General features: G+C 68.9%; 20 protein-coding genes. 8 read left to right on the plus strand and 12 right to left on the minus strand.

Annotation, left to right across the window (positions count from 1 at the left end; genetic code table 11):
• Window positions 1-5: 5 nt before the first annotated feature.
• The 5 genes from leuS to VFG40_RS15910 form a co-directional block, all read right to left on the minus strand.
• A complete protein-coding gene (gene leuS / locus VFG40_RS15890) occupies window positions 6-2792 on the minus strand; it encodes a leucine--tRNA ligase (RefSeq protein ID WP_324899277.1) in 2787 nt (928 codons plus the stop codon).
• Window positions 2793-2917: 125 nt separating this feature from the next.
• Window positions 2918-3529, minus strand: coding sequence for a PqiC family protein (locus VFG40_RS15895; protein WP_324899330.1), 612 nt, complete (start codon window positions 3527-3529; stop codon window positions 2918-2920).
• A gap of 65 nt (window positions 3530-3594) precedes the next feature.
• Window positions 3595-5268 (minus strand): PqiB family protein, encoded by a 1674-nt coding sequence (locus VFG40_RS15900; RefSeq protein WP_324899279.1) that lies wholly within the window; start codon window positions 5266-5268, stop codon window positions 3595-3597.
• Window positions 5261-5884, minus strand: a complete 624-nt coding sequence (locus VFG40_RS15905) for a paraquat-inducible protein A (RefSeq protein ID WP_324899281.1) — start codon at window positions 5882-5884, stop codon at window positions 5261-5263. Before VFG40_RS15905 ends, VFG40_RS15900 begins: the two co-directional genes overlap by 8 nt.
• Window positions 5881-6537, minus strand: coding sequence for a paraquat-inducible protein A (locus VFG40_RS15910; protein ID WP_324899283.1), 657 nt, complete (start codon window positions 6535-6537; stop codon window positions 5881-5883). The genes VFG40_RS15905 and VFG40_RS15910 overlap by 4 nt, the downstream gene beginning before the upstream one ends.
• 129 nt (window positions 6538-6666) lie before the next feature.
• Here VFG40_RS15910 and VFG40_RS15915 point away from each other — a divergent pair, with 129 nt between their 5' ends.
• Both VFG40_RS15915 and VFG40_RS15920 read left to right on the plus strand, forming a co-directional pair.
• Window positions 6667-7533 (plus strand): tetratricopeptide repeat protein, encoded by an 867-nt coding sequence (locus VFG40_RS15915; protein WP_324899285.1) that lies wholly within the window; start codon window positions 6667-6669, stop codon window positions 7531-7533.
• Between the two features lie 88 nt (window positions 7534-7621).
• Window positions 7622-8074 carry a DUF4442 domain-containing protein gene (locus tag VFG40_RS15920; protein ID WP_324899288.1) on the plus strand — a complete coding sequence of 151 codons (453 nt, stop codon included), beginning with the start codon at window positions 7622-7624 and terminating at the stop codon, window positions 8072-8074.
• Window positions 8075-8081: 7 nt separating this feature from the next.
• Here VFG40_RS15920 and VFG40_RS15925 read toward each other — a convergent pair whose 3' ends face one another.
• Window positions 8082-8753 (minus strand): hypothetical protein, encoded by a 672-nt coding sequence (locus VFG40_RS15925; RefSeq protein ID WP_324899290.1) that lies wholly within the window; start codon window positions 8751-8753, stop codon window positions 8082-8084.
• Window positions 8754-8755: 2 nt separating this feature from the next.
• Entirely contained in the window at window positions 8756-9283 is a 528-nt protein-coding gene (locus tag VFG40_RS15930) for an RNA polymerase sigma factor (RefSeq protein WP_324899292.1), read from the minus strand.
• A 156-nt stretch (window positions 9284-9439) separates the two neighbouring features.
• Here VFG40_RS15930 and VFG40_RS15935 point away from each other — a divergent pair, with 156 nt between their 5' ends.
• The 6 genes from VFG40_RS15935 to rapA all read left to right on the plus strand — a co-directional run bounded on the left by VFG40_RS15935 (window position 9440) and on the right by rapA (window position 20380).
• Window positions 9440-10102: a DUF502 domain-containing protein gene (locus VFG40_RS15935; RefSeq protein ID WP_324899294.1), complete on the plus strand. Its 663-nt coding sequence runs from the start codon at window positions 9440-9442 to the stop codon at window positions 10100-10102.
• Window positions 10103-10122: 20 nt separating this feature from the next.
• A complete protein-coding gene (locus VFG40_RS15940; protein WP_324899296.1) occupies window positions 10123-11937 on the plus strand; it encodes a M14 family metallopeptidase in 1815 nt (604 codons plus the stop codon).
• Window positions 11938-12072: 135 nt separating this feature from the next.
• Window positions 12073-14190 carry a M13 family metallopeptidase gene (locus VFG40_RS15945; protein ID WP_324899298.1) on the plus strand — a complete coding sequence of 706 codons (2118 nt, stop codon included), beginning with the start codon at window positions 12073-12075 and terminating at the stop codon, window positions 14188-14190.
• 273 nt (window positions 14191-14463) lie between these two features.
• Window positions 14464-16761: a catecholate siderophore receptor Fiu gene (locus VFG40_RS15950; protein ID WP_324899300.1), complete on the plus strand. Its 2298-nt coding sequence runs from the start codon at window positions 14464-14466 to the stop codon at window positions 16759-16761.
• Between the two features lie 26 nt (window positions 16762-16787).
• Window positions 16788-17468 carry a Fe2+-dependent dioxygenase gene (locus VFG40_RS15955; protein ID WP_324899302.1) on the plus strand — a complete coding sequence of 227 codons (681 nt, stop codon included), beginning with the start codon at window positions 16788-16790 and terminating at the stop codon, window positions 17466-17468.
• 71 nt (window positions 17469-17539) lie between these two features.
• Window positions 17540-20380: an RNA polymerase-associated protein RapA gene (rapA, locus tag VFG40_RS15960; protein WP_324899304.1), complete on the plus strand. Its 2841-nt coding sequence runs from the start codon at window positions 17540-17542 to the stop codon at window positions 20378-20380.
• Between the two features lie 63 nt (window positions 20381-20443).
• Here rapA and VFG40_RS15965 read toward each other — a convergent pair whose 3' ends face one another.
• The 5 genes from VFG40_RS15965 to VFG40_RS15985 form a co-directional block, all read right to left on the minus strand.
• Window positions 20444-21058: a rhomboid family intramembrane serine protease gene (locus VFG40_RS15965; protein WP_324899306.1), complete on the minus strand. Its 615-nt coding sequence runs from the start codon at window positions 21056-21058 to the stop codon at window positions 20444-20446.
• A gap of 106 nt (window positions 21059-21164) precedes the next feature.
• Complete coding sequence (gene gloA / locus VFG40_RS15970) at window positions 21165-21695, minus strand: lactoylglutathione lyase (RefSeq protein ID WP_324899308.1); 531 nt, start codon at window positions 21693-21695, stop codon at window positions 21165-21167.
• Window positions 21696-21838: 143 nt separating this feature from the next.
• A complete protein-coding gene (locus VFG40_RS15975; RefSeq protein ID WP_324899310.1) occupies window positions 21839-22501 on the minus strand; it encodes a C40 family peptidase in 663 nt (220 codons plus the stop codon).
• A gap of 171 nt (window positions 22502-22672) precedes the next feature.
• Window positions 22673-23377, minus strand: coding sequence for a YggS family pyridoxal phosphate-dependent enzyme (locus tag VFG40_RS15980; protein ID WP_324899312.1), 705 nt, complete (start codon window positions 23375-23377; stop codon window positions 22673-22675).
• A 174-nt stretch (window positions 23378-23551) separates the two neighbouring features.
• Window positions 23552-24976 carry a M20 family metallopeptidase gene (locus tag VFG40_RS15985; RefSeq protein ID WP_324899314.1) on the minus strand — a complete coding sequence of 475 codons (1425 nt, stop codon included), beginning with the start codon at window positions 24974-24976 and terminating at the stop codon, window positions 23552-23554.
• Window positions 24977-25079 lie beyond the last annotated feature (103 nt).

Below are 25079 nucleotides of genomic sequence, written 5' to 3' on the forward strand. Positions count from 1 at the left end.
GGATTTCATCCTGCGACGATGTTGACGATCTTGCCCGGCACCACGATCACCTTGCGCACGGTGAGCCCCTCAAGATACGCGAGGACCTGCGGATGCGCGCGCGCCATCGCTTCGGCCTCGTCCTTCGTGGCGCCGGCAGACACCTCGATGGTGGCGCGCAGCTTGCCATTCACCTGCACGGCGAGGGTAAGCGAATCGCGCACCAGCGCGCGCTCGTCCACCGCCGGCCATGGCACGTTCTCCAGCACGGTCTGCGCATGGCCCAGCACCTGCCACAGCGCGTGGCTCAGGTGCGGCGTCACCGGGTTGAGCAGCAGCACCATCGCCTCCAGCGCCTCGTGGCGCACGGCACGGCCCTGCTCGCTCATGTCGGTGAACTTGCCCAGCGCGTTCAACAGCTCCATCAGCGCAGCGATCGCGGTGTTGAACGCGTGGCGGCGGCCGAAGTCGTCGCCGACCTTCTGGATCGTCTCGTGCAGCTGGCGGCGCAGTGCCTTCTGGCCGGCGTCGAGCGCGGCCGGATCGACCACCGGATGGTCCGGCTGCGACGCGTGCGTGGTCACCTCGCGCCAGAACCTGCGCAGGAAGCGCGCCATGCCCTCCACTCCGGCTTCGCTCCATTCCAGCGACTGCTCCGGTGGCGCGGCGAACATCGAGAACAGGCGCACCGTATCGGCGCCGAACTTGTCCACCATGCTCTGCGGGTCCACGCCGTTGTTCTTCGACTTGGACATCTTCTCGGTGCCGCCGATCTGCACGCTCTGGCCGTCCGACTTCAGCTTCGCGCCGATCACGCGCGCCTTGTCGTCGCGCTCGATCTCGACGTCGGCCGGATTGATCCAGTCCTTCGAGCCGTCGGCGTTGTCGCGGTAGAACGTCTCGGCGATCACCATGCCCTGGCACAGCAGATTCGTGGCCGGCTCGTCCGAGTGCACCAGCCCCGCGTCGCGCATGAGCTTGTGATAGAAGCGGAAGTACAAAAGGTGCAGGATCGCGTGCTCGATGCCGCCGATGTACTGGTCCACCGGCAGCCAGTAGTTGGCGCGCGCGTCGACCTGCTTGTTCGCACCCGGGCTGGTGTAGCGCGCGTAGTACCAGCTCGACTCCATGAAGGTATCGAAGGTGTCGGTCTCGCGCTCGGCCGCGCCGCCGCACTGCGGGCAGGCGCACTTGCGCCACTCCGGGTCGGCCTTGATCGGCGACTGCACGCCGCCGCCCTTGGAATACACGTCGGCCACGTCTTCGGGCAGCACCACCGGCAGCTGGTCTTCCGGCACCGGCAGTGCGCCGCAGCTGGCGCAGTAGATCACCGGAATCGGACAGCCCCAGTAGCGCTGGCGGCTGACGCCCCAGTCGCGCAGGCGCCAGTTGACGCGGCGTGCGCCGGTGCCGTCGCGCTCCAGCCGCGCCGCGAGTGCCTCGAACGCAGCGGCGTAGTCCAGGCCGTCGAGCTCGCCCGAGTTCACCACGACGCCGCTTTCGGTGTAGGCAGCTTCCTCCTGGATGCGGCGCTCGAAATCGTCGACCACCTGCACGGCCGACGACGTGTCGTAGGCATCGGTGCTGCGCCCGCGCAGCGCCGCACGCATCGGATCGCTGCCCACGCCCTGCGCCAGGTCGTGCTGGATCTCTGCCAGCGCATCGACCACCGAGCGATCGACGATCACCATCTTGATCGGCAGGCCGTACTTCTTCGCGAATTCCCAGTCGCGCTGGTCGTGTCCCGGCACCGCCATCACCGCGCCGGTGCCGTAACCCATCAGCACGAAGTTGGCGACCCACACCGGAATCGGTTCGCCGGTGAGCGGATGGATCACCTTCAGGCCGGTGTCGACGCCGCGCTTTTCCTGCGTCTCCAGCTCGGCCTCGGAGACGCCGCCGTGCTTCATCTCTTCCAGCACGCGGGCCACGCGCTCATCGGCCGCGGCAGCGCGCAGCGCCAGCGGATGCTCGGCGGCGACGGAGACGAAGGTGACGCCCATCAGCGTGTCCGGGCGCGTGGTGAAAACGCTCAGCGGCTCGCCGCCGCCCTGCACCTGGAACTGGATCTCCAGCCCCTCGCTGCGGCCGATCCAGTTGCGCTGCATGGTCTTCACCGCATCGGGCCAGCCCGGCAGCGTGTCCAGCCCGCTGAGCAGCTCCTGCGCGTAGTCGGTGATCTTGAGGAACCACTGCGGGATCTCGCGCTTTTCCACCAAGGCGCCGGAGCGCCAGCCGCGGCCGTCGATCACCTGCTCGTTGGCCAGCACCGTCTGGTCGACCGGGTCCCAGTTGACCACCGAATTCTTTCGGTAGGCCATGCCCTTCTTCATCAGCCGCGTGAACATCAGCTGTTCCCAGCGGTAGTACTCGGGGCGGCAGGTGGCGAACTCGCGCGTCCAGTCGTAGGCGAAGCCCATGCGCTGCAGCTGGCCGCGCATGTTGTCGATGTTGCGGTAGGTCCACGCGGCCGGCGCGGTCTTGTTCTTGATCGCGGCGTTCTCGGCCGGCAGGCCGAACGCGTCCCAGCCCATCGGCTGCAGCACGTTCTTGCCCTGCATGCGCTGGAAGCGGCTGATCACGTCGCCGATGGTGTAGTTGCGCACGTGGCCCATGTGCAGCGCGCCGGACGGGTACGGCAGCATCGACAGGCAGTAGAACTTGGGCCGGCTCGGGTCCTCGGTCACCTCGTAGGCGCGCTGGTCGGTCCAGTACTGCTGCGCGATGGTTTCCACCGCCTGCGGCCGGTAGCCGTGCTCGCCGGGCTGCTCGCCCGCCCCTGCCGGGGACCCGTTTTGCTCGATGTTCTGCATGTGTCCAGTGCCGTTGATGCGTGATGCGACAGCGCCTGCGGCGACCCCGGCCAGCGCTGCGATAAGCCGGCCAGACTAGCCCAAGGGCCGAGCCTGCGCCAAGCGCGCGAAACCCGCGCCGTGGATCAGCCGGCGGGGCAGCGTGCCGTGCCGTCCGCCAACGCGCGGGAGGCCTCGGCAATCTGCCCGGCGAGGCGGGCCAGCGCCTGCTGGTGTCCCTGCACCAGGGCGGCGTATCCGGCGCCGACCGGCTCGCTGATCCGGCTGGTGCAGGCCAGCGTGGGCGCCTGCGCGTCGGCCTCGCGCAGGCGCAGGCTCCAGGCAGCGTCCAGCAGCGCACGCTGGCCCGGCTCGGAGTCGAACCGCCGCACGTCCACCTTGATCCGCACCGCCTTGCGGCTGTCGCCGGCCAGGCCGGTCACGTCGGGGCTGCCCAGCGCGTGCGACAGGTCGGCCGACAGCGCGCCGCGGATCTCGTCGGCGAGTGGTGCGATCCAGCGCTCGCTTTGCAGCAGCGCGACGCCCTGCCCGCCCTGGCGGATGACCAGCTGGGGCAGGTCGTCCTGCGCCGGGATGCTGACCGGCATCAGCTCGAACGCCGGCCCGGCGGGGCGCACCGCGGGCGCATCGGCGGCCGGGGTGGCCAGCGCCGGGGGGATCGGCGCCGGGGTGATCAGCGTGTAGTAATGCATCGGCGCCGAGGCGCAGCCGGCCATCAGCGCCAGGCCGGCGAGCATCCCCGCGCGGGCCTTCCAGCGCGGACGGACGGGGGTGGCGCGGTCGCGCGGTGAGAACGGGCGCGTCATGGCTTCGCTCCAGTGGCGGGAGTGGGTTGGGTGCGCGCGGGTGCCGGGGGCGCCGGATCGGCCTTGCGACCCCGGATCAGCGCCTCCGGATGCGCGCCCAGGTAGTCGCTGAAGACGCGCAGCGATCGGGCCATGCGCTGCAGCTCCTGCAGCGTGCCGGACAGATTCTGCTGCAGCGGCGAGTCGCCCGAAAGCGCGTTGTTGGCGGTGCCGAGCGTCTTGCGCGCGTCCTTGAGCGTACCGTGCAGCTCCGGCAGGACATTGCCGTTGACCTGCTTCAGCGTCGTATCCAGGCCGGCCAGCGCCTCGTTGAGGTGCGTGCCGATCGCATCGAACGGGATCTTGTGGATCTTGTCGACGATCTCGCCCAGCTGCTCCTGCAGCTTGTCGAAGCTGCCCGGCGCGGTCGGGATCTGCAGCGGCCGCGCCGCGGGATCGAAATCGACCTTCGGCGCCTTCGGCAGGAAATCCATCGCGATGTACAGCTGCCCGGTCAGCAGGTTGCCCGTGCGCGCCTGCGCACGCAGCCCGTTGGCCACCAGTTTGGCGACCATCTGCGAGAGGTCGGCACCCGTGCCCTGCGCCTCGGCCAGCGCCGCCAGCTTCTCGTAGGCGCGACCCAGGCGCTGCGGGTAGATCACCGCGCCCACGGTCACCGGGAAGCTCTGGTGCTTCTCGTCGTAGTCCATGTTGATCGACACGACGCGCCCGATGTTGATGCCCAGGAACTCCACCGGTGCGTCCACCGCCAGGCCCCGCAGCGACTGGTTGAAGCGCATGCGGATGTATTGCGACGGGCCGTCCGGCGGCGCCATCGCGGTGGCCTTGTCGCCGAACAGGCGATAGGTGTCGCCCTCGCTGGCGCGGCTGGCATCGTGCGGGCCGGCCGGATCCTGGAACGCCACGCCGCCGGCCAGCACCGCCGCCAGCGACTGCGTGTTCACCTTCAGGCCGCTGGCGCCCAGCGACACGTCGAGGCCGCTGGCGTTCCAGAACCGCGACGACTTGGTCACGAACTGGTCGTACGGCCCGTCGACGAAGATCTGGAAGGTGACCCCGCGCCCGTCCTTGTCCAGCGCGTAGGAGGCCACGCGCCCGACCTGCACGCGGCGGAAATAGACCGGCGAGCCGATGTCGAGCGAGCCCAGATCCTCCGCGTGCAGGGCGAAGCTGCGCCCGGGCGCGCCATAGGTCACCGCCGGCGGAATCTCCAGCCCGACGAACTGGTCGCGCGGCTCCTTGGACGTGCCCACGTCCACGCCGATGAAGGCGCCCGAAAGCAGCGTGTCCACCCCCGACACGCCACCCAGGCCAATGCGCGGGCGCACCACCCAGAAGCGCGTGTCGGCACGGGCGAAATTCTCGGCGCTCTTCTCCAGCGCGACCTTCACCAGCACCTTGGCGCGGTCCTCGCTGAGGCGGATCTTGCTGACCTTGCCGATCACCACGTTCTTGTACTTGACCGTGGTCTTGCCCGCGTCCAGGCCCTCGGCCGAGTCGAAGCTGATGGTGACCGTGGGGCCAGCCTGCAGCCAGCTGTTGATCACCAGCGACAGACCCACCAGCGAGGCGAGCACTGGCACCAGCCAGATCAGCGATGCGCCGAGCCGGCGCCGGTGCACGACCGGCTGGGGCAGCTCGTCGCCCGCGGGGGTGGTTTCTTCAGTCATCGTTGTCCCTGTTGTCCCAGATCAGGCGCGGGTCGAAGCTCATCGACGCGAGCATGGTGGCCACCACGGTGAGGCCGAAATAGATGACGCCCGGCAGCGGCTCGACCCGACTGAGCACGCTGAAGCGCACCAGCGCCGTGAGCAGCGCCACCACGAATACATCCAGCATCGACCAGTAGCCGATGAACTCCACCAGCCGGTACATCAACGCCCGCTGGCGCTGCGCCCAGCCACTGCGGCGCTGCGCGCTCAGCAGCAACATGCCCAGCACCAGGAATTTCAGCATGGGCACCACGATGCTGGCAGTGAAGACGATCACCGCCAGGTCCGGCGAGCCGTTGACCCACAGCTCCACCACGCCACTGAGAATGGTGTTGTCGTCCACGTCGCCCAGGCTCACCGTGCGCATGATCGGCAGCAGGTTGGCCGGCAGATAGAAGATGAAGGCGGTGATCAGCAGCGCCCAGGTCCGGCTGATGCTGGCCGACTTGCGCCGATGCAGCTGCGCGCTGCAGCGCGGGCACGCCAGGTCGGCGGTCCGCGTGTCGCGGCACACCAGTCCGCACACGTGGCAGCCGATCAGCCCCAACTCGCCGGCCCGCGGCAGCGCGCTCATCGGCGGCGCTCCCGCGTCACGTCCCAGAGCTGGCGCAGGTCGATGGTGCCGAACACCGTGATCAACAGCATCAGCGCCCCGTAGGCGAAGATGCCCGGGTCCGGGATCACGTCGAAATACACCCGTGCCTTGACGATGGCGACCATCGCACCGAGCACGAACACCTCGCTCATCGTCCATGGCCGCAGGTAGTGCAGCGCGATCATCGCGCCGCGAAAGCCCGGCCCGCGCTCGCCGCGGCGGGCAAACCAGAACACCCAGGCGAACAGCAGCATCTTGATCAGCGGGAAGAAGAACAGCGTGGCGGCCGCGATCACTGCCACCACTTCGGCGTGCTGGCGCCACATGCTGATGATGGTTCCCCACAGCGTGGTGCTGCTGGGGCGGCCGTTGAGCTCGAGGGTGACGATCGGCCAGATGTTGGCCTGGATGAAGACCACCATCGCCGTGGCGGTCATCGCCAGCAGGCCATTGGGGCCGAGCCGGTGATGCCGCTCCAGCACGAAGTGGCAGCGCTCGCAGCAGGCGATCTGCCCCGGCCCCAGCGGACGACGGCGGTAGACCGTGTCGCAATGCTCGCAGATGAGCAGCCCCGCCGTGGTCGCCGGCGGGGTGACGTGCGCGAGGGGAAGGCCATGTTCCGGGCGGGTCATCGACGCGATTCTCGCAAATCTCGCTGCATGGCGCTGAACTGGCCGCTGTCACGGCGCGTGCCCGCACGGCCTTGATATGCTGCCCGGTGCCCAGATCTGGACAGCCAGATCCTGCCATGGAGCTCCACCGTGACCGACGCCGCCGCCCCTTCCCACGTGTTCGACGTAACCCAGGACAACTTCGAGCGCGATGTGCTGCAGGCCTCGCTGACCACGCCGGTACTGGTCGATTTCTGGGCTAGCTGGTGCGAGCCGTGCAAGACGCTCGGGCCGATGCTGGAAAGCCTCGCCAGCGAGTTCAACGGCGCGTTCCGGCTCGGCAAGCTCGACGTCGACGCACACCAGCAGCTGGCCGGCATGTTCGGCATCCGCTCGATCCCCACGGTGATGCTGGTGAAGGACGGCCAGATCCTCGACGGCTTCGCCGGAGCGTTGCCCCTGGGCCAGGTGCGCGAGTTCCTGCTGCGTCACCTGCAGCCGCTGGAGGGTGTGGCAGACGAGCCCGTCGCCGAGGCGCCGGAGGAGTCGCCCACCGACGCGATCGCCCGCCTGCAGCAGGCCATCGCCGCCGAGCCGGACAAGCCCGAACTCAAGCTGGACCTGGCGCTGGCGCTGATGCGCGTGGGCAATGTCACCAGTGCCCAGGCCGAGCTCGAGGCGCTGCCGGCCAACCTCGCCACCGATGCCCGCGCGGTGCGCCTGCGCAGCCAGCTCGAGCTGGCTCGCGCGCTGGACGGCGCCCCGGACCTGGCGACGCTGCGCCAGCGCGTCGCCACCGACCCGGCCGACTGGGCCGCGCGCGACCTGCTCGGCGTGCGCCTGCTGCTGGAGGATGACGCCGCGGCGGGGCTCGACCAGTTCCTGGCGATTCTCGAGAAAGCCCGCGACTGGAATGACGGCGCCGCCAAGAAGCGGCTGCTGGCCGCGTTCGCGACGCTGGACGACGCCGAGCTGGTCGGCCGCTACCGTCGCCGGATGGCCTCGCTGCTGTTCTGATTCGCGCCGCCGGGGTTGGCGCCGGCACTCCATACGCACACGTATGCTTGCAGTAGACTCGCGCGCTTCCGCCTTCGCGAGTCCGCCCATGCGCCCCAGCACGTTCCGCCGCCTGCTCAACCTGTGGCCGCCGTTCCTGTTCAACAGCATCCGCGTGCTGGCAGTCAGCGACGACTGGAGCGAGGCGCGGGTGGTGCTGAGGCTGCGGCCGTGGAACCGCAACTACGTCCGCACCCAGTTCGGCGGCAACCTGTTCGCCATGACCGACCCGTTCTGGATGCTGCTGGTGATGCACCAGCTCGGCAGCGACTATCTGGTGTGGGACAAGGCCGGCGCGATCGATTTCGTGGCACCGGGACGCGAGGACGTCTACGCGCACTTCAAGCTGGAGCCTCAAGTGGTGGAGTCGCTGCGCGGGGAAGCGGCGCAGGGTGCCAAGGTGCTGCACTGGTTCGAGACCGACGTCACCACGGCGTCGGGCGAGGTGATCGCCCGCGTGCGCAAGCAGATCTACGTGCGGCTCAAGCGTCGCGCCCGCTGAGCATCACTCAGCCGTTCTCGCGTTCGAAGCGCAGCAACGCCTCCAGCTCGGCCTGCGCCTGCCGCAGCGATGCGCCGGCCAGATGGTTGGCCAGCCAGTCGAGCTTGCCGAGCCGGCGCAGCACCATGTAGCCCAGCCCGACCAGCGACAGCGAGACCAGCGCCGAAAGCACCAGCCACGCCAGCAGCCCGGGCCGGGCATGGTCCCAGAGGTTCATGCCGAACCGGTCGGCGTCGGCCTGCGCCAGCATCAGCAGGGCCGGGATCCAGATCACGCTGCCGATCACGGCGGATACCGGCCCTTCCACTCGCACCCGCCACGCGCGCAGGCGGGCGAGGCGGCACTGGATCTCCAGCACCGGCGAGGCGTAGTCGATCCGCCGCAGCATCGCCAGCGTGCGGGCGGGAATCATCACCGACAGCAGTCCGAACGCGTGCATCACCAGGCCCGGCGCCATCGCCCGCGCATCGCCCAGATGACTGCCCCAGGACGCGATGCCCCAGGCCATCAGCGCCACGCCGAGCGGAATCTGCAGCACCAGCCACCCCGCCAGCGGCCGCAGGCGCCGCTGCAGTTGCGTCAGGCGCCCAGCGCGAAAGCCCTGCCACTGGATCGCCTGCTGCGCGGCGAGCCGGCGATCCAGCATCTGCCAGGCCTGCTTCATCTCGTCCAGTTCCATGCTCATGCTCCGGTGGTGGCCGCGGCGGTCATGCGCCCGCGCAGCGTCTGCTTGATGCGACCGAGCTTGGTCGCGACATTGGTCTCGCTGATGCCGAGCACCTCGGCAATCTCGCCGTACGGGCGGTCTTCGAGGTAGAGCAGGATCAACGCCCGATTGAGTGGCTCCAGCTCGCCGATGAACGCGTACAGCGCGGTCAGCCGCTCGTCGTGCTCGACGATGCCCGCACCGCCGGCGACCGTCTCCAGGTGATGCGCCTGCAACGGCTCGATCCGCCCGGCCAGCGAACTGCGCTCGCGCCTCACCTGCGAGATCGCCACGTTCAGCGCGATGCGATAGATCCACGTCGACAGCCTGGCGCGCCGTTCGTCGTAGCCGGCAAAGGCCCGCCAGAGCTGCACGCTGATCTCCTGCACCAGGTCCTGCCGCTCATCCGCGTCGCGGGCGTAGACGGCGGCCACCTTGAAAAGGAGCCGGCGGTGCTCGTGCAGCAGGATCTCGAAGCGTTGCTGGAGGGCGCGGTCGGTCATCGGTCGGGGCAGCTGGCGTCGTTACTGCATGATTCGCGCGGCGCGAAAAAAAATCACGCCGCCGGCGGGCGGGGCCTTCGCGCAGGCAGGCGCCGCGCCCTGGCAGCACCGAACGGCGCACCTACAATGGTCGCCTCACAGCACTGCGAGTCCGCCATGCCACCCCTGCGCATACGTCGTTACCTGCTCACCGGCCTGCTCACGTTTCTGCCGCTGTGGATCACCATCGCGGTATTCACCTTCGTGCTCGGCCTGCTGGCAGGCATCGGGGCGCCGCTGGTATCGGCGTTGCTGAGCGCGGTGGCGCTGGTGTCCCCGCACACCGCCCAGACCCTGGACAACCGCTGGTTCACGTTCGTGCCGGCCCTGTTGATCACGCTGCTGGCGCTGTACGCGCTCGGCTGGCTTGCCAACCGCGTCATCGGCAAGCGCCTGATCGACACCTTCGATCGCCTGCTGGCCCGCATCCCGCTGGTGCAGACGATCTATGGCGGCACCAAGAAACTGATGGCCGTGCTGCAGCAGAAGCCGTCCGGCGTGCAGCGCGTGGTGCTGATCGACTTTCCGCGCCCCGGCATGAAGGTGGCCGGCTTCGTCACCCGCGTGATGCTCGAGGAAGGCAGCGGGCGCGAGATGGCTGCCGTGTACATCCCCACCACGCCCAATCCCACCGGCGGCTACCTGGTGGTGGTGCCGGTGGCCGAACTGACCCCGACCGACTGGACCATGGACCAGGCCATGGCGTTCATCATTTCCGGCGGCGCCGTGGCGCCCGATACGCTGCCTGCCTCACCCGCCGGCCGCGTCGCGCCGCTCTAGCCACTTCCCCCGGAACCGCCATGACCCGACTGCTGTTGACCGCGCTGCTCGCGCTTGCCGCCTGCACGGCGCAGGCCACCGACTGGACCACGCCCGCTGAAGCGACGCATTTCCGTACCACGCCGAGCTACGCCGACACCGTGGCGTACCTGCAGCGGCTGCAGCAGGCTGCGCCGGACAAGCTGAAGCTGGTCACCTTCGGCACCTCGCCCGAGGGCCGGGCGATGGTCGCGGTGATCGCCAGCGGCAATGGCAGCTTCAGCCCCGACGCAGCGCGCGCGGCGCACCGCCCGGTAGTGCTGGTGCAGGCCGGCATCCACCCCGGCGAGATCGAGGGCAAGGACGCCGGCCTGATGCTGTTGCGGGACATCACAGTCGCCGGCAAATACCCGCACCTGCTCGACCACGTGGTGCTGGTCTACATCCCGGTGTTCAGCGTGGACGGCCACGAGAACAGCTCGCCCTACCACCGGATCAACCAGAACGGCCCCGCAAGCATGGGCTTTCGCGGGCAGTCGCAGTACCTCAACCTCAACCGCGATTACATCAAGGCCGACACGCCGGAAATGCGCGCCTGGCTGCGCCTGTGGCAACGGTGGCTGCCGGACTTCCTCGTCGACGTGCACACCACCGACGGCGCGGACTACCAGTACGACCTCACCTGGTACACCGAGGACGCGGACAAGCTCGATCCGGCGGTGGCCGCCTGGCAGAAGGCGCTGATGGCGCAGGCGATCCCCGCTTACGAAAAGCACGGCCACCTTGCCTCGATCTACCTGGAGTTCAAGGACGGCCGCGACCCGCGCAAGGGCATCGCCAACTTCGGCTCCGGGCCGCGCTTCTCCACCGGCTACGCCGCATTGCAGAACCGGCCCGCGCTGCTGATCGAAACGCACATGCTCAAGCCCTACGCCGTGCGCGTCCGGGCGGTGTACGACCTGCTGCAGCAACTGCTGGCGCAGATCAACGCCGCGCCCGCACCGCTGCTGGCGGCGACGACCGGGGCCGATGCGCGCGTCGTGGCGCGCGCCGGCATCGTCGACGCCCGCGTGCCGATCACCTTCAAGGCATCGCCGGTCGCCACGCCGTTCACGCTGAAGGGTTTTGCGTTCACCCTGACCCACAGCGAGGTATCCAACACCGACTGGATCCGCTACGACCCGCGTCGCCCCACCGATTACCGCATCGACAACTGGAACGACCTGCTGCCGGACCTGTCCGTCACGCCACCGGCGGCCTACGCGATCCCGGCCCAGTGGACCGCGGTGATCGAGCGCCTGGCCGCCCACGGGGTCGCCATGCAACGGCTCGACCAGCCGGTGACGGTGTCTGCGACCGGCTACCAGCTCGGCCAGCCGCATTGGGCCGACAGCTCGTTCGAAGGCCACCTGATGCTGCGCGACTTCACCTTGGAGACGGCGCAACGCCGGGTTACCCTGCCGGCCGGCTCGGTGATCGTGCCGATGGACCAGCGGGCAGAGAACGTCGCCATCGCGCTGCTGGAGCCGCAAGCGCCCGATTCGCTGTTGCACTGGGGCTACCTCAACGCCGTGTTCGAGCCCAAGGAATACGGTGAGCCGCGTGTGCTGGAGAAGCTCGCCCGCGACATGATGGCGGCCGATCCGGCACTGCAGCGCGCGTTCCAGCAACGGCTCGCCAGCGACCCGGCGTTCGCCGCCGACCCGGCCGCGCGGCTGAACTACTTCTACCTGCGGTCGCCCTGGTTCCGCACCCAGGACGTGGGCGCCTACCCGGTGCTGCGGCTGGATGCCGACTCGCGGCGGCGGCTCGTGCCGGCCGCGGCGAGCCCCGCCGGCGCCCCCGCGACCCCCTGACCTTTGACACTGTCTGACCCATGACTCTTGGCCTAGCGTGAAGAGTCATGACCGCCCACGGCGTGCCCGCCGGCACGGTCAGATCGATTGCATCACGACACCGCCCCCGGGCGAATCATTCACAGAGGGACATCCATGACCAAGCCGTATATGAAACCCCTGGCGCTCGGCGTCAGCCTCGCGCTCTCGCTGGCCGCCTGCGGCAAGCAGGAGCCGGCCGACGCTCCGGCTGCTCCGGCCAAGGCCTCGACCGCAGCGACCGCCGCCGCGCCCGCCGCTCCCAAGAGCGCGTTCGACGTCGCCGACATCGACACCAGCATCAACGCGTGCCAGGACTTCGACGGCTTCGTCAACAGCAAGTGGGTTGCCGCCAACCCGATCCCGAGCGACCGCAGCCGCTGGGGCGCCTTCGACCAGCTGGCCGAGGACAGCCTCAACACGCAGCACACCATCGTCGAGAACGCCGCCAAGAACGCCGCCAGCGCGCCGGCCGGCTCGATCGAGCAGAAGATCGGCTACATGTACCAGTCCGGCATGGACGAGGCCGCCCGCGAGAAGGCCGGCTTCGACCCGATCAAGCCCAAGCTCGACGCCATCGCGTCGCTGAAGAACGGCTCCGACGTGGCCGACTACTTGGTCAAGAGCTTCGCCGATGGCGACCAGCAGGTGTTCTCGTTCGGCTCCGGCGCCGACTTCCAGCATGCCGACATGCAGATCGGCTACACCTTCCAGAGCGGCCTGGGCCTGCCGACCAAGGACTACTACCTCGATCCGAAGCACGCCGACGAGCGCAAGGCGTACCTGGATTACATCACCAAGACGCTCGAGCTCACCGGTGTTTCTGCCGATGAGGCCAAGAAGCAGGCCGACCAGGTGATGGCGTTCGAGACCGAACTGGCCAAGGCCTCGCTGGCCCCCGTGGAGCTGCGCGATCCGCAGGCGCAGTACCACTTCGTCAGCGTCAAGGACGCCGACAAGGTCACCCCGCACTTCGACTGGGAGAAGTTCTTCGCAGCCCAGGACGTCACCATCGACAAGGGCTTCTCGCTGTCGCAGCCGAAGTTCTTCGCCGAGTTCGACAAGCTGCTGGCCAAGGCGCCGGTGGACCAGTGGAAGGCGTACCTGCGCTTCCACGTGATCGACGACGCCTCGCCGTACCTGACCAAGGCGTTTGCCGACAACAAGTTCGATTTCTACGGCAAGACCCTGTCCGGCCAGCCGGAGCAGAAGCCGCTGTGGAAGCGCGTGCTCGGCACCGTCAACGGCGGCATGGGCATGGCGCTGGGCGAGCTGTACGTCAAGCAGGAGTTCACGCCCGAAGCCAAGGCCCGCGCGCAGGAGCTGGTCGACAACGTGCGCAACGCCCTCAAGGCGCGCATCGAGAACCTCGACTGGATGAGCGCCGAGACCAAGGAAAAGGCGATCGCCAAGTGGAACACCTTCCTGCCCAAGATCGGCTATCCCGACAAGTGGCGTGACTGGTCCGGCCTCACTGTCACCCCGGACAACTTCTACGCCAACGTGATGGCCGCGGGTAAGTACAACTACCGCTACGACGTGGACAAGATCGGCAAGCCGACCGACCGCAAGGAGTGGGGCATGACCCCGCAGACGGTCAACGCGTACTACAACCCGACCGACAACACGATCAACTTCCCGGCCGCGATCCTGCAGCCGCCGTTCTTCGACGCCAATGCCGACGACGCGATCAACTACGGCGGCATCGGCGCGGTGATCGGCCACGAGGCCAGCCACGGCTTCGACGACGAGGGCAGCCAGTTCGACGGCGACGGCAACAACAAGAACTGGTGGACCAAGGAAGATCGCGCCAAGTTCGACGCCCGCACCGACAAGCTGGTGCAGCAGTTCAACGACTACACGCCGATCAAGGACAAGCCGGACGCGCACGTCAACGGCAAGCTGACCCTGGGCGAGAACATCGCCGACCTGGGCGGCACCGCGGTGGCCTATGACGCGCTCCAGGCTGCGCTGAAGAACCACCCGGAAGAGGCCGGCAAGAAGATCGACGGCTACACCCAGGACCAGCGGTTCTTCCTCAACTGGGCGCGCGTGTGGCGCGGCAGCATCCGCGAGAAGCAGGCACTGCTGCAGCTCAACACCGACCCGCACGCACCGGCCTCGCTGCGCGCCATCGGCGCGCCGTCGAACATGCCGGCGTTTGCCGCGGCGTTCCAGTGCAAGCCGGGCGATGCCATGGTCCGCTCGGGCGACAAGCAGGTGAAGATCTGGTAATTCCGTAGCGCTGCCGGCGCCGCCTCGTCGGCACCGGATGGATCAGGCCCCGCAGGCAACTGCGGGGCCTTTTTCATGCCTCGTTGCCGCCCCGTGTTGCAAATCATTCGCATTTAGGTACCATGGCGGCTCCGCGCCCAGCCAGTCTTCCTCGCCAGCGCACCACCCGCTTCTGCCTTCTCTCCGCCGGCCACATTGCCGCGCGGGACGGTACCGGCCGCCCCCAGGGACCGGCGCCGACGAGGTGGACGACCGTTGCAGCAAGGATTCCGCATGGCCTTCATCACGTCGCGCAAGCACGCCCGCCCCTCCACCGCCGTCCTGCTCACGTCGCTGGCGCTGGCTCCCGCCCTCGCCGCGGCCACCGAGGTGGACACCACCGCGCAGCGCAGTCAGGCGCAGCGCCTGCCGGGCCTGAAGGTGGAGGCGAACCGCGGCCCGGACTACCGCGTGGACGAGCTGTCTTCGCCCAAGTTCACCCAGGCGCTGCTGGACACTGCCCAGACCGTGCAGGTGATCGGGCGCGACCTGATCGATCAACAGGCAGCCACCACCCTCACCGAAGCGCTGCGCAACAGCCCCGGCGTGGGCACTTTTTACGCGGGCGAAAACGGCAGCACCACCACCGGCGACGGCATCACCATGCGCGGCTTCGACACGTCCGGCAGCATTTTCGTCGACGGCGTGCGCGACCTCGGCTCCTACTCGCGCGACGTGTTCAACCTCGAGCAGATCGAGGTGACCAAGGGAGCAGACGGCACCACCTACGGCCGCACCGCGCCCACCGGCGCCATCAACCTGGTCAGCAAGCAGCCGATGCCGGCCGCTGCGCTGTCCGGCTCCATCGCCTACGGCAGCGCCACCCAGCGGCGCGCCACCGCCGACTGGAACCAGACGCTGTCACCCACCGCCGCCTTCCGGCTCAACCTGCTGGGGCAAAACAGCGGCGTTCCCGGCCGCGACGCCGTGCGCAGCAAGCGCTGGGGCGTGGCGCCGTCGCTGGCGTTCGGCCTGAAGACCGCCACGCGCGTGTACATCGACGCGCTGCACGTCACCCAGCAGAACCGTCCCGATGGCGGTGTCTCCACCGTCGGCCTGCCCGGCTACGGCACGCCAGACCCGGCGCGTCCGTTCCTGGGCGACGCCGCGCCGGTGGACCCGTCGAACTTCTACGGCACCCTGGGCGACCATGACGACGTGCGCTCGGACATGCTCACCGCGATCGTGCAGCACGACATCTCGCCCGAGGCCACGCTGCAGAACACCGCGCGCTGGGCGCGTACGCACCAGGACTACCAGCTGATCTCGTACCGGGCCAACGCGGCCAACCTGCTCACGCCTGATCCAGCCGATGCGTCCACCTGGACGATCACCCGCGACCTGCCCACGTTCAAGGACCAGACCAACCGCATCCTGACCAACCAGACCAACCTGCGCGTGCATGCCGAAGGCCGCCACGTCGACCACGACCTCAGCCTGGGCGTGGAACTGACGCGCGAGGAAGCCAGCGCGATCGGCCAGGCCGCTCTCGACGGCACCGCGCTTCCCGCCGCCAGCCTGTATGCACCCGACCCGGACGTCGGCGGGCTGCGGGTTGGCCGCACCGGTGCGCACAGTCGCGGCGTGACCCGCACCGCCGCGGTCTACGCCTTCGCCACGCTGAGCTTCGGTGAGCGCTGGAAGATCAATGCCGGCGCGCGCCTGGACCACTACACCACCGACTTCGACAGCACCGTGCTGTGCGGCGCGCGCAACGCACCGGCCTGCGGCACGTTGCCGGCTTCCACCCCGGTGCCGGGACTGAAGGTGCGCACCTCCGGCAACCTGCCCAACTACAAGCTGGGCGTGCTGTACAAACCGGCCGCGAACGCCAGCGTCTACGCCAACGTGGCGCAGTCGCAGGAGCCGCCCGGCGGCAACACGCTCACCCTGAGCAGCTCGGCGAACAGCGCGGACAACCCCAACCTCGATCCGCAGAAGGCCCGCACCGTGGAAGTGGGCAGCAAGTGGGACGTGCTCGACGGCAAGCTGCTGCTCACCGGCGCGCTCTACCGCACGACCGTCAGCAACGAGCTGGTGCAGGACCCGGTGGACCAGCAGTACTACCAGGTCGGCCGCAAGCGCGTGCAGGGCGTGGAGCTGGGGGCAGTCGGCCGGCTCACCGAGCACTGGGCGCTCAGCGCCGGCGTCACCACCATGGATGCCACCGTGCTCAAGGGCGCCCTGGTGAGCAGCGATGGCTCGCGCGACCTGGCCTACACCCCGAAACGCGCCTTCACCAGCTGGACCACCTACCGCTGGACCTCCGGCCTTACCCTCGGCGGCGGCGCACGCTACGTGGGCGGCCTCAAGCGCGGCACCGACGGCGCCATCGGCACCCCGACCACCACCGCGGCGTACTGGGTGTTCGACGCCGTCGCCAGCCTGCCGGTGAACCGGCACCTGAGCGTGCAGCTCAACCTCTACAACCTGTTCGACAAGCGCTACGTGGCCGCGATCAACAAGAGCGGCTACCGCTACACCCCGGGCACGCCGCGATCGGCGATGCTCACCGCCAACCTGCGCTTCTGATCCGGCGCGCCGCGGAGAACCCCGCCATGCTGCTGCACGTTGCCGGCGTCCTGGATGCCGAAGAGATTCGTCACTGCGTCGAGCAGCTGCGCGAGGGCAACTGGACCGACGGGCGCGAAACCGTAGGCGCGCAGGGTGCGCGGGTGAAGCGCAACCTGCAGTTGCCCGAGGGCGCGCCCGTGCGGCAGGCATTGGGCGCGCTGGTGCTCGCGGCGGTGGCGCGGCACCCGCTGTTCCATGCGGCCGCACTGCCGCAACGCACCCTGCCGCCGCGGTTCAACCGATACGAAGGCGGCGGGCACTACGGCTTCCACGTCGACGGAGCGGTGATGGCCCTGCCGGACCAGGCCGGCCAGCTGCGCAGCGACATCGCGTGCACGCTGTTTCTCAGCGCACCGGACGAGTACGACGGCGGTGCCCTTCTCATCAGCGACACCTACGGCGAGCACGAGGTGAAGCTGCCGGCCGGGGACCTGATCCTGTACCCGGCGAGCAGCCTGCACCGGGTCGACCCGGTGACCCGCGGCAGCCGGCTGGCCGCGTTCTTCTGGGTGCAGAGCCTGGTCCGCGACGACGGACGGCGGCGCACGCTGTTCGAGCTGGACCAGGCGATCCAGACGCTGCAGGCCGCCGGCGCGGATGCCGGCGCGGTGCTGCGACTCACCAACGTCTATCACAACCTTTTGCGGCAATGGGTCGATACCTGAGCGCGGCCGCTGTTCCCTGAGCGCGGCAAGGGGCGGATAATCGATGGCCTTTGTCGCTACACGGCTTCGCAATGTTCGTACCTGGTCAACGCTGGATCTCCACCGCCGAACCCGAACTGGGCCTGGGCACCGTACTGCGCGTCGAAGGACGCGGCGTGCAGGTGCTGTTCGCCAAGGCCGGGGTGCTCAGGCCCTACGCGATGGAGTCGGCGCCGCTGGTGCGCGCCGAATTCCGCCCCGGCCAGCGCGTCGCCGGCAAGGGCATCTCGTTCCTGGTGGAGCGCATCGACGTGCGCGAAGGCCTGCTGGTCTACCGCGGCGAAGGCCGCGAGATGGAGGAAGGCCAGCTCGACGACGAGCAGAGCGTCAGCCAGGCCGATGACCGGCTGATCGGCGGCCGCACCGATCCGGTGGCCCAGTTCGAGCTGCGCCTGGACGCCCTGCGCCGCCGCGCCGAGGCGCGCCGCTCACCCACCTGGGGGCTGGCCGCCGCCCGCGTGGGGCTGGTGCCGCACCAGCTGCGCGTGGCCGGCATCGCCGCCGCGCGTCGTCCGCCACGCGTGCTGCTGGCCGACGAAGTGGGCTTGGGCAAAACCATCGAGGCCGGCATGATCCTGGCGCGCCAGCTCGCCACCGGACGTGCCAGCCGCGCGCTGGTGCTGCTGCCGGACACGCTGGTGTACCAGTGGTTCGTCGAGCTGATGCGCCGCTTCAACCTCAGCTTCGCGATCTATGACGAGGAGCGCTGCGAAGCGCTGGAGCAGTCCGAGCCGGGCAGCAACCCGTTCGAGGACGAGCAGTTGGTGATCGCCGACTTCGGCTTCCTGGAATCCTCGCCCAAGCGTTCGCAGCAGCTGCTCGACGCCGGCTGGGACCTGCTGGTGGTCGACGAGGCGCACCATCTGGAATGGACGCCCGAAGCGGCCAGCCCGCGTTACGCGCTGGTGGAAAAACTCGCCGCGCAGACGCCCGGCGTGATCCTGCTCACCGCCACGCCCGAACAGCTCGGCCGCAGCGGCCACTTTGCGCGCCTGCGCCTGCTCGATCCGCAGCGCTACAGCGACCTCGATGCCTACCTGGCCGAGGCCGACACCTTCCAGGCGCTTTCGCAGGTGGCGGATCGCCTGCTGGAAAACCAGCCGCTGGACGTCGACCAGCGCAGCATGCTGGCCACCGCGCTGGCCGGCGACGCCGAGCTCACCGCGCAGCTGGCCGAGACGATCAAGCCCGAGCACGCGCGCGCGATCCTCGCCGCGCTGATCGATCGCCACGGCACCGGCCGGGCCATGTTCCGCAACCGCCGCGCCGGCATCGGCGGCTTTCCCAAGCGCTTGCCGGTGTGGCACCTGCAGGACGCCGACGAGCTGGACGAAAACACCCGCCAGACCCTGCTGGCCGAATTCCACGCCGACATCCAGCAGCCCGCGCCGATCATCGCGCTGGACTACAGCGAGGACCCGCGCCTGCAGGCACTGGTCGACCTGCTGGAGAAGCATCCGCAGGACAAGTTCCTGCTGATCTGCCGCAGCCAGGCCAAGGTGCTGGCGCTGGAAGAAGCGCTGCGCACGCGCACCGGCGCCGGCATCGCGCGCTTCCACGAGGGGCTCGGCATCATCCAGCGCGACCGCAACGCGGCGTTCTTCGCCCAGCCCGACGGCGCGCGCCTGCTGCTGTGCTCGGAGATCGGCTCGGAAGGGCGCAACTTCCAGTTCGCCCACCGCCTGGTGCTGTGGGATCTGCCGCTGGATCCGGACCTGCTCGAGCAGCGCATCGGCCGGCTCGACCGCATTGGTCAGCAGCACGATATTTCCATCCACATCCTGGCCGTCGAAGGCAGTGCGCAGCACGTGCTGGCGCGCTGGTACGACGAGGGCCTGGATGCCTTCCGTTCCAGCCCCGCCGACGGCCGCGAGCTGCTGCGCCGTTACGGCGAGCCACTGGCCGCGCTGGCCAGCGAACATGCCCGCAGTGCGGATGGCCGCGACCAGGAGCTGGACGTGCTGATCGCCGAGACGCGCGCCAGCCACGAAGAGCTGGCCGAGCTGATCCGCGCCGGCCGCGATCACCTGCTGGAACTGGCCGCCAGCCGCGACCTGCACGCTGAGGAGCTGAGCCAGGCGTTCCGCCGCGAGGACGTCGACCCCTCGCGCGACGCCTTCGTGCAGCGGCTGCTGGAGCAGTTCGGCATCCACGCCGAGGAGCTCGGCCCCAAGGTGCTGCTGCTCGATCCGCAGTACCTCTCCACCGACGCCCTGCCCGGTTTCGCCGACGGCCCGGTGTCGGTCACTTTCGATCGCGAGCTGGCGCTGGCGCGCGAGGATCTTCCGCTGCTGCGGCTCGATCACCCGCTGGTGCTGGGCGCGATGGATCTCGCGCTGACCGGCGAGCAGGGCAATGCGGCCTTCATGGTGGACGACGCGCTGGGCCCGCGCAGTGCGCTGCTGCAAGCGGTGTTCCTGCTCGAATGCGTGGCCGATCGCGGGCTCGACGCCGAGCGTTTCCTGCCCACGCTGCCGATCGTGGTCACGGTGGACACGCGGCTGGCCGAGCGCGACGACTTCCAGCCCAGCGAGATCGGACTGCGCAAGGCCGCCGACCGCAGCATCGAGGTGGCGCGCTACCGCAAGTTCCTCAACAAGCTGGTGCCGCCGATGCTCGAAAAAGCCGAAACGGTGGCCGGTACGCGTGCCGCCGAGCGTATGGCCGATGCCGTCGCCCTGGCCACCGACACGCTGGATGCCGACCTGGCCCGCCTGCAGGCGTTGCGCGCGGTGAATCCGTCGATCAGCGCGTCCGAGATCGCGATGGTGCAGTCCGAGCGCGATGCCCTGCTCGCCGCCCTGCCGAAGTCGCGCCTGCGCCTGGACGCGGTGCGCTTCGTGGTGAGTGCGGATTTCCTCGCGCTGCGCTGACCGGCTGACCGGTGGATACGAAAACGGCGGCCCCCGGCCGCCGTTTTCGTGCGCGCCTCGCGCTCAGCGCAGCAGGCGTCGCCGCGGCTTGAGGGGAAATCGCCCGCGCCAGTACTGGATCAGCACGTAGCCTCCCAGCATGCCGCCCAGGTGGGCGAAATGCGCTACCCCCGGCATCCAGCCGACCACGCCGGAGATCAGCTCCAGCGCGCCGTACCCGATCACGAACAGCCACGCGGGCATGGGGATCGGCAGCAGCATGAAGTACACCTTCTCGTGCGGGGACATCATGCCGAACGCCAGCAGCAGTCCGAACACCGCGCCGGAGGCGCCGATCGTCGGGGTCTGGAAATCATGCGCAAACCACCGCAGCACCACCAACTGCAGCACGGACGCCACCACCAGGCAGGTGAAGTAGTAGATGGTGTAGTGCCGGGCGCCGAACAGTCGCTCGATCTGCCCGCCGAACATGTACAACGCCAGCATGTTGAAGGCGATGTGGGCCACGCCGCCATGCATGAAGCCGTTGCTCACGATCTGCCATGGCTGGAACAACCCGCTGCCCAGCGGCCACAGCGCGAACCACATCAGCACCGCGGGCATCACCTGTTGCAGCAGAAACACCGCCACGTTGGCGATCAGCAGGTTGCGGGTGACGGGCGGCAGGTCTATCGGCATCACGGTTCCTCGATTCTTTGCGGCAGCGGCATCACAGACCGCGGCCGGCTGCAACGGTTCGCCGGCGACCCCGAATCGGCCGGGCGTCGGCTGGCAACATCGGCGCTCAGTCCACCAGCGGCGTCGGCTGCAGGATCTCGATCCAGTAGCCGTCCGGATCCTTGATGAAGGCGATGTGCTTCATGCGGCCGTCGGCCAGGCGCTTCTGGAACGGCACGCCGAGCGCCTCGAAGCGTGCGCACGCAGCTCGTACGTCAGGCACCGACACGCACAGGTGGCCAAAGCCCCGCGGCTCGCTGTTGCCATCGTGGTACTGGAACTCCGGCTGCTGCTCGGTGCCGTGGTTGTAGGTCAGCTCCAGCACGCCCGGCCGCCCGAGCACCCACTGCAGGCGGGCCGCGTCGTCCTCGGGAATCGCCGTGGGGTCCGCCTGCAGCACCAGGTAGTAGATGGTGAACGCCGCCTCGGCGAATTCCTGCCGGTGCACCGGGGTGAACCCCAGCACGCGGGTGTAGAAATCCAGCGATGCGGCCACGTCCTTCACCCGCAGCATGGTGTGGTTGAACACGTAGCCGTGGGTGTCCGCGTCGGGGGTGGCCGTGACACCGGGCAGCTGGCGCAGCGTGGAGAGGGGCATCGGGTTTCCTCGGCAGGTGGGTCAGCCCCTTGATGTGGGGTGGCGCGGATCTCGGCGCAACCTCCGCTGCGACGCTGCGTCGCGCCGTCACGAAAAAGGCCGCCTCGCGGCGGCCTTTTTCATCGCGAGCAATGCGCGAGCGATCAGCCCTTGTCGGCGGGCGTGTCGACCTGGGCCATCGCCTCGGGACGCTTGGCCCCGGCAAAGCGGCGCGACCAGTAGCGGTCGGAGAGATTGTCCACGCGCACCGTCTCGCCACGCGACGGCGAGTGGATGAACTTGCCGTTGTCGATATAGATGCCCACGTGCGAGATACGTCCGCGGCGCCCGGCGGTGCGGAAGAACACCAGGTCGCCCGGCTGCATGTCGCCGCGCTTTACCTTCAGCCCTGCGAGGAACTGCGAGGCGGCGTTGCGCGGCAGGTGCAGGCCGATCGCTTCGCCAAAGACGTAGCGGACGAATCCGCTGCAGTCGAAGCCGGTGGCCGGATCGTGGCCGCCCCGCACGTAGCGGATGTGGCGCAGCGTCATCGCCAGGTCGATCAGGGTCTTGCGCAGATCCGAGCCGGCGTCGGCGTCGACCGTGGCCTCCGGTGCCTGTACCGCCGAGGCCAGCAGCGCCTCGGCACTGGCCGGCAGCGCGGACTGCGCCAGTGCCGGCGCGGGGTTGAACAACGGCAGCGCGCCTGCCAGCGGGGCGGCGACGGCCTGCATGGGCAGCGCGGGAGCGGCTTCGTCGGCGTGCAGCGGCGCGGCACACACGGCGACAGCGAGCGCAAACAGCGCGGTCAATGCTTTGATCGGCATGCGGGACAAGCTCCCAAGCTTACTTTGCGACAAGGGTGGAACAGGTCGCCGGCAAAGCCGACGGCGTGGCAACCGATCGAAAGTAACAAAGCCTTCACGGCCGCTTGTTGGATCGAGGTTAAGTGAACCCCGTCGACCAGTTATCCGGCAAAGCGGACGCGAGCAGCGCGTTCAGCCGGCGGGTGCCGCCGGCCGGGCGCCGAAGATCGCGCTGCCGATGCGGACCTCGGTGGCTCCCTCGGCGATCGCCAGCGCAAAGTCGCCGCTCATGCCCATCGACAGGCGCGGCAGGTCGTAACCGTCGGCGACCATGGCATCGCGCAGTTCGCGCAGCTGGCGGAAGCAGCGGCGCACCTCGATGGCATCGTCGGTGTGAGTGGCGATGGTCATCAGGCCACGCACGTGCAGGGTGTCGAAGCGCCGCAGCTCGGCCAGCAACGGCGCCAGCGCCTCGGGTGCCAGGCCGTGCTTGCTCTCCTCCGGCGAGGTCTTCACCTGCACCAGCACGTCGAGCGTGCGGCCCTCGATCTGCAGGCGGTGATGCAGCGCCTCGGCCAGTGCCAGGCGGTCCAGCGTCTGCACCTCGTGCGCGAGCCGGGCAACGTCCTTGGCCTTGTTGGTCTGCAGTGGCCCGATGATCACCCACGCAAGGCCCAGGTCGGCCAGCAGCGGCGCCTTCTCGCGTACTTCCTGCACGCGGTTCTCGCCGAACCGGCGCAGGCCCAGTGCGGCGGCCGCCTGCACCACATCCGCGCCAAAGGTCTTGCTGACCGGCAGGATGGTGACTTCCGACGGTTCGCGGCCAGCGTCGCGGCAGGCCTGCGCGACGCTATCGCGCACGGCGTTCCAGTTCGATGCGAGATAGGAGTGGTCCATGCGTGCGCGCTCTGCTTCTACGTCCTCTGCCCGACGGGGCGAGGAGTGGGATGAGGTGGACCGGCCCGGGTGATCAGCGACGACGCGGCGCGCCTTCTTCGGACACGCGCAGACCGGGTCCGCCATGGTGACCCTCCCTCGCGGCGGCCGGCGGCGGGGAGAGGGGCCACGGAGTCAGTCTCGGGCACCTTGCGCGTGGTGCTTGGCCACCACCTCGGCGACCACCATCGACACCTTCTTGCCGGTGGGGATGTGCAGGAACTCGTTCGGGCCGTGCGCATTGGAATGCGGGCCGAGCACGCCGGTGATGAGGAACTGCGCCTCGGGAAACTTCTCTCCCAGCATGCCCATGAACGGGATCGAGCCGCCCTCGCCCATATAGGCCGCCGGCGCGCCGAAGTAGTGCTCCGACGCCTCGCTCACCGCCTGCGCCAGCCACGGGGAAAGCTGCGGTGCGTTCCAGCCGCTGCCGTCCTTTTCCACCTTGAAGCTGACCTTGGCGCCATACGGCGGATCCTTCTCCAGCAGCTGCTTGACGAAGTCGCCGGCCTTGGCGCCGTTGAGCGTGGGCGGCACGCGCAGGCTCAGCTTCATCGCGGTGAACGGGCGCAGCACGTTGCCGGCGCTTTCCAATGCCGGCAGTCCGCCTGCACCGGTTACCGCCAGCTGCGGCCGCCACGTGCGGTTGAGCACCAGTTCCACCAGGTCGTCGCTGACCGGCTGCATGCCGGCCACGAACGGAAACTTGTCGTAGATCGCCGTACCGAGCACCTCGGTCGCGTGCCGCGCCTGTTCCACCCGCTCGGCCGGGATCTCGACGTAGAGCTCTTTCGGCACGATCGTGCCGGTGGCCGGATCCTCCAGCCGCGACAGCAGCTCGCGCAGGATGCGGAAGCTCGACGGCACCACGCCGGAGGCGTCGCCCGAGTGCACGCCTTCGTCCAGCACCTGCACGCTCAGCTCGCCACCGGTCATGCCGCGCAGGCTGGTGGTCAGCCAAAGCTGGTCGTAGTTGCCGCAACCCGAATCCAGGCACACCACCAGCGACGGATTGCCGATGCGCCCGGCCAGGTGATCGACGTAGAACGGCAGGTCGTAGCTGCCGGACTCCTCACACGCCTCGATCATGATCACGCAGCGACTGTGCGCAATGCCCTGCTCGCGCAGCGCCAGCAGCGCCGCAAGCGAGCCGAAGATCGCGTAGCCGTCGTCCGCACCGCCACGGCCATAGAGTTTGTCGCCCTTGATCACCGGCTTCCACGGGCCGAGGTCGTCGGCCCAGCCGGTCATCTCCGGCTGCTTGTCCAGGTGACCGTAAAGCACCACGGTGTCGTCGCCCGCGCCCGGTACGTCGATGTAGATCAGCGGCGTGCGGCCTTCCAGGCGCACCACCTCCAGCGTGGCGCCGGGCAGCGCGTCGAGCTTGCTGCGTGCCCACGTCTCCATCAGCGTGACGGCCTGGTCCATGTAGCCATGGCTGGCCCAGTCCTTGTCGAACATCGGCGACTTGTTGGGAATGCGGATGTATTCCACCAGCTGCGGCACGATCTCGTCGTCCCACAGGCCGCTGACGAAACGGGAAAGTCGGGTGGTATCCATGGGCATCTCCGGCTGCAACAACAAAGCCGCGATTGTACCAGCGCCCCCCGCGCGCCCTGCCGCGGCCCACGCGGTTGTCAGCTGCGACCCACAGTCGCGCACG

Origin of the sequence: Dyella sp. (assembly GCF_035685805.1) — a bacterium.
Classification (GTDB): Bacteria; Pseudomonadota; Gammaproteobacteria; order Xanthomonadales; family Rhodanobacteraceae; genus Dyella_A.

What these genes read in the sequence shown, in the direction of transcription:
- leuS (WP_324899277.1), bottom strand. Translation starts at nt 2,792, where the DNA reads ATGCAGAACATCGAGCAAAACGGGTCCCCGGCAGGGGCGGGCGAGCAG.
- VFG40_RS15895 (WP_324899330.1), bottom strand. Translation starts at nt 3,529, where the DNA reads ATGCTCGCCGGCCTGGCGCTGATGGCCGGCTGCGCCTCGGCGCCGATG.
- VFG40_RS15900 (WP_324899279.1), bottom strand. Translation starts at nt 5,268, where the DNA reads ATGACTGAAGAAACCACCCCCGCGGGCGACGAGCTGCCCCAGCCGGTC.
- VFG40_RS15905 (WP_324899281.1), bottom strand. Translation starts at nt 5,884, where the DNA reads ATGAGCGCGCTGCCGCGGGCCGGCGAGTTGGGGCTGATCGGCTGCCAC.
- VFG40_RS15910 (WP_324899283.1), bottom strand. Translation starts at nt 6,537, where the DNA reads ATGACCCGCCCGGAACATGGCCTTCCCCTCGCGCACGTCACCCCGCCG.
- VFG40_RS15920 (WP_324899288.1), top strand. Translation starts at nt 7,622, where the DNA reads ATGCGCCCCAGCACGTTCCGCCGCCTGCTCAACCTGTGGCCGCCGTTC.
- VFG40_RS15925 (WP_324899290.1), bottom strand. Translation starts at nt 8,753, where the DNA reads ATGGAACTGGACGAGATGAAGCAGGCCTGGCAGATGCTGGATCGCCGG.
- VFG40_RS15930 (WP_324899292.1), bottom strand. Translation starts at nt 9,283, where the DNA reads ATGACCGACCGCGCCCTCCAGCAACGCTTCGAGATCCTGCTGCACGAG.
- VFG40_RS15935 (WP_324899294.1), top strand. Translation starts at nt 9,440, where the DNA reads ATGCCACCCCTGCGCATACGTCGTTACCTGCTCACCGGCCTGCTCACG.
- VFG40_RS15940 (WP_324899296.1), top strand. Translation starts at nt 10,123, where the DNA reads ATGACCCGACTGCTGTTGACCGCGCTGCTCGCGCTTGCCGCCTGCACG.
- VFG40_RS15945 (WP_324899298.1), top strand. Translation starts at nt 12,073, where the DNA reads ATGACCAAGCCGTATATGAAACCCCTGGCGCTCGGCGTCAGCCTCGCG.
- VFG40_RS15950 (WP_324899300.1), top strand. Translation starts at nt 14,464, where the DNA reads ATGGCCTTCATCACGTCGCGCAAGCACGCCCGCCCCTCCACCGCCGTC.
- VFG40_RS15955 (WP_324899302.1), top strand. Translation starts at nt 16,788, where the DNA reads ATGCTGCTGCACGTTGCCGGCGTCCTGGATGCCGAAGAGATTCGTCAC.
- rapA (WP_324899304.1), top strand. Translation starts at nt 17,540, where the DNA reads ATGTTCGTACCTGGTCAACGCTGGATCTCCACCGCCGAACCCGAACTG.
- VFG40_RS15965 (WP_324899306.1), bottom strand. Translation starts at nt 21,058, where the DNA reads ATGCCGATAGACCTGCCGCCCGTCACCCGCAACCTGCTGATCGCCAAC.
- gloA (WP_324899308.1), bottom strand. Translation starts at nt 21,695, where the DNA reads ATGCCCCTCTCCACGCTGCGCCAGCTGCCCGGTGTCACGGCCACCCCC.
- VFG40_RS15975 (WP_324899310.1), bottom strand. Translation starts at nt 22,501, where the DNA reads ATGCCGATCAAAGCATTGACCGCGCTGTTTGCGCTCGCTGTCGCCGTG.
- VFG40_RS15980 (WP_324899312.1), bottom strand. Translation starts at nt 23,377, where the DNA reads ATGGACCACTCCTATCTCGCATCGAACTGGAACGCCGTGCGCGATAGC.
- VFG40_RS15985 (WP_324899314.1), bottom strand. Translation starts at nt 24,976, where the DNA reads ATGGATACCACCCGACTTTCCCGTTTCGTCAGCGGCCTGTGGGACGAC.